This is a genomic window from Chitinophaga sp. 9-1-y (assembly GCF_059511905.2).
In genome coordinates, this window is record NZ_CM197955.1 from 3,061,363 (window position 1) to 3,073,240 (window position 11,878).

Here is an 11,878-nt window from a genome sequence, read left to right on the forward strand (position 1 = left end):
TTTAGAATGCCACTCTGGTCCTTATACCCAGGATATTTACCGGTCCGCGGTCCTTGTTGTAAGCAGGATGCAGCACAAACTGGTAATCAGGGCTCAGGGCAATATGTAGCCTGGTGATGTTACATTGATAGAAAACTTCAGCAATCATTTCGGGGGCATAGTTTAGCTGGCCATCGCCCACCATAAACCCGGTACCACCAGCCGCGAGGTAGTTGCGGTGGTCTTTGGACAAGCCATTTACCACCAATGCTACGCCTGCATTGTCTTGTGCGCGGTGCCAGCAGCTTCCGTTCTGGAGCCATCCGGCGCTGATGGAACGATCTATTTCGGTATAGGCCCAGGTTTCATTATGACCATCATTCCACGATGCCTTCAGAAAAGCGCCGCCACTGTTGGTGAGCGCCTGGTCTATATTGATACCAAAACCATACTTGGTCCGGCCATCTTTCCTGGCATCCGTAATGTTGGGTGTATCTACTGCCATTTTCACCGCTTCGTTATAACTGCCCATCGGAGCCTGATTAATAAAAGCCATCACACGTACATTTCCCTCACGTTTGTTGAGTGTATGCGTGTGCGTTACTTCCACTATTTCTCCGTTGGATTTGCCATAATTATAATTAAGCGTAGGGCCGTTGGCGGTAGTAGGTTCCAGCGAGGTGGCGGCTTGTACCATCCAGTTATCTTTCCGGTATTGTACGGTGAGGGCCATGGTATAGCCACGTACATCTGCCGGGTAGTCCCACGCAGCATTGCTCATCAGCGCCCAGTTCATGAACTGGGTGCGGGGATCATGTGCATAGGCGTTCTGATCGAAGAAGTCAGCCAGGCAGTATTTACCACCAATGAAGCGCAGGTAATGCGTAGGCGTAGTGCCACCCACATTATTCAGGTCGTCTTCATCCACTTCTCTTTTAGACGTTAATGGTAACGTATAGATGGCAAACGCGCGGGCAAGGTATATCTTAGGTTTGGGATCACCTACCCGGAACGTTTCTCCATTAGGGAAACCCGCAATGCCGGTAGCGTGGCTGAGACCTTCGCCACCAGCGAGTTCCGGGTTTACATATATTTCAAGATCCCTGAAGGGGCGAATACCGGCGTAAATAGTACTGGTAATAGACGTAGCGCTTTTTTCATGGGTAAGAAAGCTGTTGGCACCGGAATACTTCGCGGAGAAGTCCGGGTGCCACTGGGTGACCAATGTTTGCTGGAAATGGAAAGTGTAGGGGATAAGGCTATCCGTCTTTTTATCCTGCGCCAGCAAACGGGCGCTGCTACATGCCAGCATACCTATTAAAAATAGAGCTTTTCTCACCGGTCTAGTCTTTAAGCGCATCGTATATGAGCAGTTGATTTTTGGAGATCACTTTCTCATCCGGATTGAGACCGGAAGTGATATAAGTAATATCACCGGCTGTTTTGGCTACTTCCACCTGCCGTACGGCAATATTGAATTTGTCTTTAAATACCAGCACATAGTTTTTGCTGTTATCGAAGATGACGGCCGCCGACGGGATCGCTATTTTCTGGTCGTTATCCTGGTACTTAATATATACGGTAGCAAACATTTCAGGTTTTAACTGCATGTTTTTATTATCAATGCTAATACGCACCTGCATGGTTTTAGTAGCCGGATCCAGGAAGTTATAAATCTTATCAATCTTCCCATGGAAGGGCTGATCCGGGTAGCTCACCGTTACTACATTGGCTTCATAGCCTTCCTTAATACGGGCAATATCGGTTTCAAACACATTGGCCATTACCCACACATCATCCAGTTCAGAGATGGTGAAAATGTTGGCGCTGTTGTCCGAACGGATTTCCATGTTGTTGTTGATGTTTTTTTCAATCACATAACCCGAGATAGGAGCTGTTACCAGGTAGGTAGCGCCTTTACCTTTACGGTAAATCTTGAACAGGTCATTCAGCCGGTTGATTTCAGCGTTTGATTTCTGCACTTCTCCTTTGGCGTTGACCACATCTTTTTCAGTACTCAAACGGCTGTCGTACAGGTCCTGTGCTACTTTCAGGTTTTTCTCCGCCACGTTGTGATCAGAGTTAGCCTGCGCCAGTTGCTTTTCATAGTCAGCAATTTCAGCACTATGTATTACCGCCAGCACCTGGCCTTTTTGTACATAATCACCCAGTTGCACCTTAATATCTTCCACATAACCACTTACCAGCGGATATACTTTTAATACCTTACCGCCATTAGGGGTTACCTTGCCGGAAAGACGCAACTCATTCAACACCGGTTGCATATGCGCGGTGTCGATGCGGATATTCTTCAGCATGGTGTCACTGAGTACAAAAGTGGTCTTCTCTGTATCTTCTGCCTGGCTGTGTTTGCAGCCGCTCCATAAAATGGTGGCCAGCAGCGAAAAGCCAATAATAAGGATAGGCTGTTTCATGCGCTTAGTTTTTAAATAGTTCTTGTCCTGTTGCATAGTTGAGTTCTTCGTAAGCATTTACCCGGTTGGATAAAAACTTGTTAATATTTTTCGCGTTGTCGCTGTAGCTGTTGAAATAATCAATAAACTGAAGCAGGGAGATATTGCCTTTACTGAAGTTTTTCGCTACTTCGTCAATGAGGGTATCAAATTCGCCCTGGAACTGATGCAGGTCAAATCCCTTGTAACGCTTTTCCAGTGCGATAATGCGCTGGTAGGCATTCAGTACTTCCGTTTGTGCAATAGATTGTTGTTGCAGCAGTTGTTGCTTTTCACTGCCAATCTGTAATTGTGCGGCGCGGATGTTACCCTGGTTGCGGTTCCAAACCGGCAAATCAATACCCAGTGTGAGCCCCACGAAATTATTGACATAGCTGCCCTGTTTATCGTAGGTTGCTCCAAGGTGTAAATCCGGTACTGCCAGCGACTTCTGCAAGCGGTAATTCAACTGGGCAGATTGGTATTCCATGTCGGCAATCCTTACATCCGGCCTGTTTTGCGCTACACTGTCGAGCAAGGGTTGCAGCTGAATTTTGTCCAGGCTATATGAAACCAGGTCGGCGGGTTGCAGCCTGGCTTCATAAAAATCCCTGGTATGTAACAACTGCTGTAGGTTTTTTTGAGATTCTAATTCCTGTTGTTTCAGATCCGCAAAGTCATTCTCGATGCCTACCTGCAGGGCTTGTAGCCTGATCAGGTCCGAGTGGGCCACAGCGCCTTTTCTATCAGCGGTGACATAAGCATCTACTATTTTTTGCAGGTTTTCCAACTGCTCTTTTAATACCTTTTCGGTTTGCTGCTGATAGTAAATATTGTAGAAATTTTCACGCAGTTGTAAGCGGAGCGTGCGTACCAGCTCATCAAAGTTGGCTTCGCTCATTTTCGCGGCGGCGGCAGCAAGTTGTATGCTCTTGTTTCTTTTCCCGGCCAGCTGTATCAGCTGATCAATGTTGTATTGCGTTTCACCACCGGAACCCACATTGAAAGGCTTGAGTTTATCGGTACTACCGAAACCGAGTACGCTGCTGAAAGATGGGTTACTCCACATCTTGGCTTGTCGTACCAATGCTTTGGCAGCATCTACCTGGTAACGTTGTGCCAGCAAAGAATAGTTTTTTACGAGGAAAGAATCCTCTACGGCTTGCAAGGTGATAGGTTCTGATGACGTTTGAGCCTGTGAAGGTTGAATAAATCCCAGGCAGCATACGCACGCTGTCAGGAACAGCATCCTTTTAGTTCGCATAAATCCAAATTTCATGATACAAAACTCATGAAGATGAATTAAAGGGGCCTTTAAGGCACATTAAAATAACCTTAAAGAATTGTTAGGCCAGGATTATAAATGCGGGAGCATCACCGTAAAGGTGGTGCCTTCGGAAGGGGTGGAGGTCACCGTAATATGACCGTTGTGGATTTGTACAATTTTTTTACAGATAGACAAACCAAGGCCATGGCCGCGGATTTGAAGGGCATTTTGGCCGCGGTAGAAAGGCTCAAATATTTTATTGATTTCTTCCGGAGGAATGCCAATACCCGTGTCTTTTATTTGTACCAGGATGTATTGCGTGAAGAAGTCAATGGTTACCAGTGCGGAATTATTCTTTGAAAATTTACAGGCATTATCAATTAGATTCAGGAAAAGGACCTTCAACAGATTCTCATTTCCATAACAGGTAACCAGCAAATCATTGTCGGGAACTTTCACGAAGTGAATCTCTACCTTGCTGGCACTTTTGTGTTTGAGCCGTATCATGGTGGTCATTTCCATGAGTAATTCATCGATACGTACGTTGCTCAGCACAAATTCCTGTTGCCGCATTTCCGATTGTGCCAGCTGTAACAGGCCGTTGGAGAGGTCCGACAGGTTTTCGGCATCTTCCAGCACAGAGGTCAGTAATGCCAGGTATTCTTCTTTGGGCCGGTCTTTCGACAATGCCACCTGCAATTGACTGATAATGGCTGCCAACGGGGTACGCAGCTCATGGGAGGCGTTGCTTACAAAGCTTTTTTGCAGATGGAAAGACTCACTTAACCGCTGCAGCATGGTGTTGAAGTTGGCGCCCAGCGTGGCAATTTCATCTTTCCCTTTTACCGCTACCTGGGTATCCTGCATATTGTTAGCATTGATACTATCTACCTGTTGTACCAACTGGTCAATAGGCTGCACCATTTTTCTTGCAAAGAAATAGCCTACACCCACCAATACAATAACCGCGGTAATCAGCTCCAGTAGTAGGATCTGGCTGAGGTTCTGGAGGTTCTGAAAGCCATATTTATCAAATGAGGATACCAGCACAATTACGGAAACATCTCCCTCGGTATAATAAACACCCACCACTTCGCCGCCGTTTTTTTCGTAGCTATAGAGTTTATTTTCCTTGATATAGTTCAACAAAGTGGGATGTGTACGAACAGTGGTGTCTTTCAGGTTACTATACAGCAGATCGTAATTAGGGTTGTATACCAGGATGGTTTCCTTGTAGAGATCCTGGAAGGTGGTGCGATCAAGTTTCCGCAACAGGTCTACTTTTACATTTCCATCTTCAATAATTACATTGGCAATGGAACGGGCCCGGTATTCCAGTCGTTCCAGGTATTCTGCTTTCCTGGATTTGGCAGAAAAATAGTAGGCCAGCACTGCAAATGCAATCAGCATCAGCGTTGCCGAGATGGTGTAATAGAGCGCTATTTTGTATTTGATCTTCAATCAGCCGGAGCGGGGGATTATTCTTCAGAAAGATAGTAGCCCATACCAGTTTTGGTATGTAGTAGCTTCTGTTCAAAATCCTTGTCTATTTTCTTACGCAGGAAGTTCATATACACTTCAATCACATTGGTACCGGTATCAAAATCGATATCCCATACTTTTTCTGCAATGGTAAGCTTGGAAATCACTTTGCCTTTGTGCATGGCCAGGAATTCCAGTAATTGGTATTCTTTGGCGGTGAGGGCAATTTTTTTGCCGCCACGGGTCACATCTTTTTTCTCCCGGTCTATTTCGAGGTCAGCGATGCTGATTTTGTATTGGGTGCCATGGGTGGCTTCAGAACCGGCTCTTTTGAGGAATACGCGGATACGTGCCAGCAACTCCCGGAAGTCGAATGGTTTGATGAGATAATCATCAGCGCCAATTTCAAACGCCTGCATTTTATCTTCCATGCCGCCCAGTGCGGTAAGCATGATCACCGGTACCTTGTTATTTTTGTGGCGGATTACTTCACAAAGCTCATAGCCGTTGTGATGGGGAAGGTTCAGGTCCAGGATCACCAGGTCATAATTGTTGCTGGTGGCGAGTCCTTTACCAATGCGGCCATCATAGGCTACATCCACATCAAAACCATTTTCTTCCAGCCCCTTCTTAACGGCATTGGCTACTTTTACTTCGTCTTCAACTACCAGTATTTTCTGCATAATACAGAGTTTACGAATTACGAATTACGAATTACGGATTTGTGAGTAGATATAAGCAAATGATCTACTGGTAAATCTACCCACAAATCCGTAATTCGTAATTCGTAATTCTTAGTTTGTAAGGTTCGCTTCCAGCTGCATTATTTTTTCAAATAGCTGCTCGTACTGCTCATTGGCGCGGTCCAGGTATTTCTGTACGTCCTGGTATTCGCTTTCTACCTGCGCAAATTTTGCTTTGTCATTGTAGATATCAGGCATACCTAAACTGGCTTCCAGGTTGGCTTTACGTTCTTTCAAGCTGGCCACCTGGCCTTCTACCTGCGAAAACTGTTTTTGTTGTTTTTGTAGTTCGCGTTGTACGTCTTTGTTAATAGCGCCTTTACCGGCTTCTACTGTAGGGGCACTATTTTGCTGACGGTTTTCTTTTTTCGTTTCGGCGTTGGCGTTAGTTTTTGCCGGCGCCTGTTGCTGAGCGGCCATTCGCTTCTTCCATTCTTCATACTCTGTGTAGGTGCCTTTGAATTCCTTGATTTCGCCATCTACAATTTCCCAGATCTTATTGGCCGTTTGGCTAACAAAGTAACGGTCGTGCGATACAAGTACCAAACTACCATCGTATTTGTTCAGCGCGTCGATCAGCATCTGTACAGAGTTCATGTCCAGGTGGTTCGTCGGCTCATCCAACATCAGGAAGTTGGCCTGGCTGATAATGGTTTTGGCCAGCGCCACCCGTGCTTTTTCACCCCCGGACAGGATCTTGATCTTTTTAAACACATCGTCACCGGTAAAGAGGAAGCAACCTAATAACTGCCGTAATTCCAGCTCGGTACGGCCACTGCCGAAGTTTTTCAGCTCATCCAGGATTTCACTGCCCATATCCAGCGATTCCAGCTGGTGCTGTGCGTAGAAACTGGTTACCACGTTGTGTCCGGGTATTCTTTCCCCTTCCATAGGCTCCATCCCAAAGATGATGCGGAGGAGAGTAGACTTCCCCTTACCATTGGCCCCGATGAGGGCTATTTTATCGCCACGGTTGATTTCAGCACTGGTGTTTTTCAGGATTTCGATGTTCCCGAAGCTTTTGCTGATATTATTCAGGGTACATAAAATCTTACCAGGTGTTTTGTCAACGGTAAAGTTAATTTTGATTTTAGACGGACCGTTATCGGTTTGCTCCACCCGCTCCAGCTTATCCAGCCTTTTGGCGATACTCTGTGCCTGTGCAGCTTTAGAGGCTTTGGCCTTAAAGCGCTCGATGAAACGTTCCTGCTGACGGATATAATCCTGTTGGTTTTCGTAGGCACGTTGCTGCATTTCCCGGCGCAGTTCCTTTTCCACTTCATAATCGGCGTAAGAACCGGCGTAGTGATGTAATTGCTGCTGGTATACTTCCACGATCTTATTCACCATACGATCCAGGAAGTACCGGTCGTGTGATACAATGATCACGGCGCCATTGTAACCAACCAGGTATCTTTCCAGCCATTCGATAGACGGAAGATCCAGGTGGTTCGTAGGCTCATCGAGCATGAGTACATCGGGCTGCTGGAGGATTAAGCGGGCCAGGAGTACGCGCATGCGCCATCCACCCGAAAACTGGCTGTAAGGACGGTCGAGGTCAGCGGTGGTAAAACCTAAGCCTTCCAGCACCTGTGCCGTTTTATGCTTCATGTTATAGCCGTCCAGCGCCTCGAATTCGTGCAGTTTATCGCTGAATTCGTGCAGCAGCTCATCGGTCTGGCTATCTTCCAGTTCTTTGGTAATACGTTCAATATCTTTCTCCAGTTCCAGCGCTTTACCAAACGCCATCATACCCACGGTGAGAATAGATTCATTGGTTTCAAAGCTGAGCAGGTCCTGGTTAAAGAAGCCAATTGTCAGACTTTTACTTTTATTAATACTGCCTTTAGAAATCGAATATTCCCCGTTGATGATGCGTAACAGGGTGGATTTGCCGGTACCATTTAACCCGATTAGACCTACACGGTCGCCCGGTTCTATATGCCAGGAAGAATCTTCCAGTATCACCCTGGATCCAAACTCAAACGTAATGTCCTGTAATGCGATCAACATAAAAAATAGAAAAATTGAATAAAAAACGTGCAAAGTTAAGGATAAATGTCCGTATTTGGTGGATTTTGTCTTTGTACAGGATTATACTGATGATACTGATTTTTTATGTTTGATTTTGAAGATTAAGAGAGATAATGACCAGTCTACTATCTTTCTAAATCTTAAAAATATCATCAGTATCATCAGTATAATCCTGTACAAAGACAAAATCCGCGGTATTTATTTAGTTTTGCTTCAAAGCACGAAATTATGAATTTTAAAGTATGCGTTCCCGTTGGACTGGCAATGTTCGTAACTTCCTTGTTAGCCTGCGACCAGCAAGCGCCGGAAGCAGCGGAACAGGGGAGTACGGCCACGGCTTTGCAGGCGCCTTATAGCCAGGTATTTTACGATTCGTTAGCGAATACCATGAACGCCTATTACCGGCTGACAGACGCCCTGGTACAGGCCGACAGCAGCAGCGCCAATGCGTTGGCAGCGGCCGTGAAAGGGCATATCGACAGTTTGCCGGTGTCGCTTTTGCAGATGGACAGTAGCCATTTGGCGGAGATTACCGGTATCACCGGCAGCATCAGCGCGGAATTGGCTGGTTTTGAAGGAGAAACCGGGCTGGAAGGCAAAAGGGCTTCTTTTCAAATGGTATCCGACACGTTATTTGATCTTGTTAAGAATACCGGGTTAAAAGGAGATACTATCTATCACCAGTTTTGTCCCATGGCCTTTGATGATAAAGGCGCTTATTGGCTGAGCAATAAACCTGCCATACAAAACCCCTACTTTGGCCATAAAATGCTTACCTGCGGGGAAACCAGGGATACTTTAATCTATAAATAAGTTCTCGTTGAATCATGGACAGTAAATCGTAAATTACCCTACTTTTTGCTGTCCATGATTTAATGGTATGATCAAACGATATGGTCCCTTTTTATTGTTTCTCTATTGCCTATGTGCCTTTACGGGCGTGCAGGGACAGCAATATACCATCAGCGGTTTCATAAAAGACAGTACCAACGGCGAATCCCTGTCAGGAGCCACCATACAGGTGTTGCATTCTCCCAACGGCGTACATACCAATAATTACGGATTCTATTCCATCACACTGCCCGCCGGCAACTACATCCTGCTCTATTCTTTTCTTGGATATGAATCCAAAGCCATCGCCTTTACCCTGAGAGAAGATATGACCCAGCACCTGGAGCTGTATCCCCGTTCTTACCAGGCAAAAGAAGTGGTGATTACCGACAAGAGAAAAGACGCCAATGTAAAAAGTACCGATATGGGCAGGGTGGAGCTCACTGCGCTCCAGGTGAAGAAACTACCCGCCCTGATGGGAGAGGTGGACGTGCTCAAAGCCCTGCAGCTCATGCCGGGCGTACAGGCTGCCGGAGAAGGTAACGCCGGGTTTTATGTGCGCGGAGGTGGTCCTGATCAAAATCTCATTTTGCTGGATGAAGCGCCCGTGTATAATACCGGCCATCTCTTTGGTTTCTTTTCTGTTTTTAACGCAGACGCCATCCGTAATACCACCCTTATTAAAGGTAGTATGCCTGCCAGTTATGGAGGCCGGATATCCTCTGTGGTGGACATTTCCATGAAAGAAGGGAATAATAAAAAATTCCAGGGAGAAGGAGGAATAGGGCTGATCTCATCCCGGCTTTCTTTCCAGGGACCGCTGAAAAAGAATAAGGCCTCGTTTATTGTCAGCGGCAGACGCACCTACATAGATCTCGTCACCAAACCCTTTATCAATAATACTTCGTATAAGGGATCGGGTTATTATTTCTATGACCTGAACGTAAAAATGAATTACATCTTTTCGGATAAAGACCGGGTATATCTGAGTGGATATATTGGGAAAGATGTTTTTAGCTTTAATAACAAGGACCGCACGTTCAATGTGAAAATTCCCTGGGGCAATACCACGGCTACTTTGCGGTGGAACCATGTTTTCAATAGAAAGCTTTTCGCCAATACCTCGCTGCTGTACAACGATTACAAGTTTCAATTCAGTGCGCTGCAGAATAATTTTGATCTCCGGCTTTCATCCGGCATCAGTGATCTGAATCTGAAAACAGATATCGATTATTATCCACATGTAAACCATCATATTAAATTTGGCGGTAATTATATTCATCACACGTTTACGCCGTCTACTATCTCCGGAAACCAGGACAGTACGAAGTTTTCGCCGGAAAATGCGTTTAAGAAATACGCACATGAGGTAGCGTTGTACGTGATGGACGACTGGGAAATATCACCGCACCTACAACTTAATGCAGGCGTGCGTTACAGTGGTTTTATGCAGATAGGTCCTTATACGCGCTATAGCCGTAATGAGGCGGGTGGTGTAACAGATAGTATCGCGTACCGGCGCGGGCAGCCGGTTGTTAGCTATGGTGGCCTGGAGCCAAGGATGATCCTGCGGTGGTCCGGGAATGACAGGAGTTCCATCAAAGCTGCGGTGACCCGCAATTACCAGTTCATTCACCTGGTATCCAATGCAGGCACTACATTGCCCACCGATGTATGGGTGCCGAGTACTTACATTGTAAAGCCGCAGTTGTCGTGGCAATACACCGCCGGTTACTTCCGCAACTTCAAAGACAATACCTATGAAGCGTCTGCGGAAATTTATTATAAAGACATGCACCACCAGATTGAGTACCGGGAAGGCTATACGCCCAATTTGAATGATCCGGAGCGCGACTTTGTATTTGGGAAGGGATGGGCCTATGGCATGGAATTATTCCTGAATAAAAAGAAGGGGCAGTTTACCGGTTGGCTGGGTTATACACTGGCCTGGACCTGGCGCCAATTCCCTGATTTAAATGATGGGAAACCTTACCCGGCGAAGTATGACCGTCGCCACGACCTCGTGCTGGTAGGTACTTACGACAGGAATAGGCACTGGACATTCTCCGGTATATTTATTTATGGCACTGGCAATACCACTACGCTCCCGGAAAAATTCTATTTTATAGAAACCACGCTGGTGCAGGATTACGGTAAGATTAACGGTTACCGGATGGCGGCTTATCACCGGCTGGATTTATCTGCTACCTATACGCCAACGCCTAAGAAGCCGAACCGGCGTATCAAAAGCAGTTGGTCATTTTCTATCTACAATGTGTACAGTAGGAAAAACCCTTATTTCATTTACCTGGATCAAACGGGAAGTGCGCTGGATGGGACATTAAAGGTGGACGCAAAGCAGGTGTCGTTATTTCCGATTATACCTTCGGTGACATATAATTTCAAGTTTTAAATAAGATGGAAGCTTTAAACGGGATAGGGGTGGAGTGGAAATATACAATGGATCGGACATACATAGGTATGTTATCTTACCACTCCTGCAAATTTAAGGAAGTAATATACAGAAGTAACTAGAATGATCATTTGCGCTAATGTAACACCATAAATGTTTTTGGTTATCCTGTTTTCGGTTTGAAGAATAGATTTTTCTAATACACATTTTACGTCCGTTAATTCTTCTTTCGTTGCCATTAGATCTAACCTGGTTGCTACAGAATGGAGTTCTTCTTTCGTAGCCATCAGATTTAGTCTTGCACCTACTGTGTGGATCTCTTGTTTAAGTTCATTTTTGGCTACAATTAATTCATTTCTCGTAGCAAGCAATTCATCTTTTGTTGCTAATGATTCAAGTCTGTCAGATGCTAGTTTTTCCGAAAAGTCATCCAGTGCGGTAACCGCCTCCATTGCCTTGCTGTCTGGGAGATGCAGGTCCTTTCGAAAAATGTCATACAATTTTAAACTTCCATTTGTTGTCATAATGTAATATGTTTTTGTTACAAGGTTAAAATTAAACTATTCCTGTTTTCTGAATTCAAAAATTAACAGATATCTTATTTAACTATATTATTTTTTTATTTTAGGGATTAAGTTTAGAAAATAAGAATCATACTTAGAAGAACAAGAGGCTG

Annotated in this window: 9 protein-coding genes; 2 read left to right on the forward strand and 7 right to left on the reverse strand. The window is 45.3% G+C overall.

Going from position 1 to position 11,878, the window contains the following annotated elements:
- Position 1: 1 nt before the first annotated feature.
- The 6 genes from AC5ZC7_RS12015 to AC5ZC7_RS12040 all read right to left on the reverse strand — a co-directional run bounded on the left by AC5ZC7_RS12015 (position 2) and on the right by AC5ZC7_RS12040 (position 7,937).
- The gene (locus tag AC5ZC7_RS12015; protein ID WP_496159045.1) at positions 2–1,318 is read right to left on the reverse strand and encodes a carbohydrate porin; all 1,317 of its coding nucleotides are present in this window, start codon (positions 1,316–1,318) and stop codon (positions 2–4) included.
- Positions 1,319–1,322: 4 nt separating this feature from the next.
- The gene (locus tag AC5ZC7_RS12020) at positions 1,323–2,414 is read right to left on the reverse strand and encodes an efflux RND transporter periplasmic adaptor subunit (protein ID WP_496159044.1); all 1,092 of its coding nucleotides are present in this window, start codon (positions 2,412–2,414) and stop codon (positions 1,323–1,325) included.
- Between the two features lie 4 nt (positions 2,415–2,418).
- Entirely contained in the window at positions 2,419–3,696 is a 1,278-nt protein-coding gene (locus tag AC5ZC7_RS12025) for a TolC family protein (RefSeq protein WP_496159043.1), read from the reverse strand.
- A 93-nt stretch (positions 3,697–3,789) separates the two neighbouring features.
- Positions 3,790–5,160: an ATP-binding protein gene (locus AC5ZC7_RS12030; RefSeq protein ID WP_496159042.1), complete on the reverse strand. Its 1,371-nt coding sequence runs from the start codon at positions 5,158–5,160 to the stop codon at positions 3,790–3,792.
- 17 nt (positions 5,161–5,177) lie between these two features.
- Positions 5,178–5,864: a response regulator gene (locus AC5ZC7_RS12035; RefSeq protein WP_496159041.1), complete on the reverse strand. Its 687-nt coding sequence runs from the start codon at positions 5,862–5,864 to the stop codon at positions 5,178–5,180.
- A gap of 111 nt (positions 5,865–5,975) precedes the next feature.
- Complete coding sequence (locus AC5ZC7_RS12040) at positions 5,976–7,937, reverse strand: ATP-binding cassette domain-containing protein (RefSeq protein WP_496159040.1); 1,962 nt, start codon at positions 7,935–7,937, stop codon at positions 5,976–5,978.
- Between the two features lie 249 nt (positions 7,938–8,186).
- Between AC5ZC7_RS12040 and AC5ZC7_RS12045 the strand changes: the two genes are divergently transcribed.
- On the forward strand, positions 8,187–8,771 hold the full coding sequence (locus tag AC5ZC7_RS12045; RefSeq protein WP_496159039.1) for a DUF3347 domain-containing protein: 585 nt from the start codon (positions 8,187–8,189) through the stop codon (positions 8,769–8,771).
- 67 nt (positions 8,772–8,838) lie between these two features.
- Complete coding sequence (locus tag AC5ZC7_RS12050) at positions 8,839–11,202, forward strand: TonB-dependent receptor domain-containing protein (RefSeq protein WP_496159038.1); 2,364 nt, start codon at positions 8,839–8,841, stop codon at positions 11,200–11,202.
- A 71-nt stretch (positions 11,203–11,273) separates the two neighbouring features.
- Here the strand turns inward: AC5ZC7_RS12050 and AC5ZC7_RS12055 are convergent, their stop codons facing one another.
- Positions 11,274–11,726 (reverse strand): hypothetical protein, encoded by a 453-nt coding sequence (locus tag AC5ZC7_RS12055; RefSeq protein WP_496159037.1) that lies wholly within the window; start codon positions 11,724–11,726, stop codon positions 11,274–11,276.
- Positions 11,727–11,878: the final 152 nt, after the last annotated feature.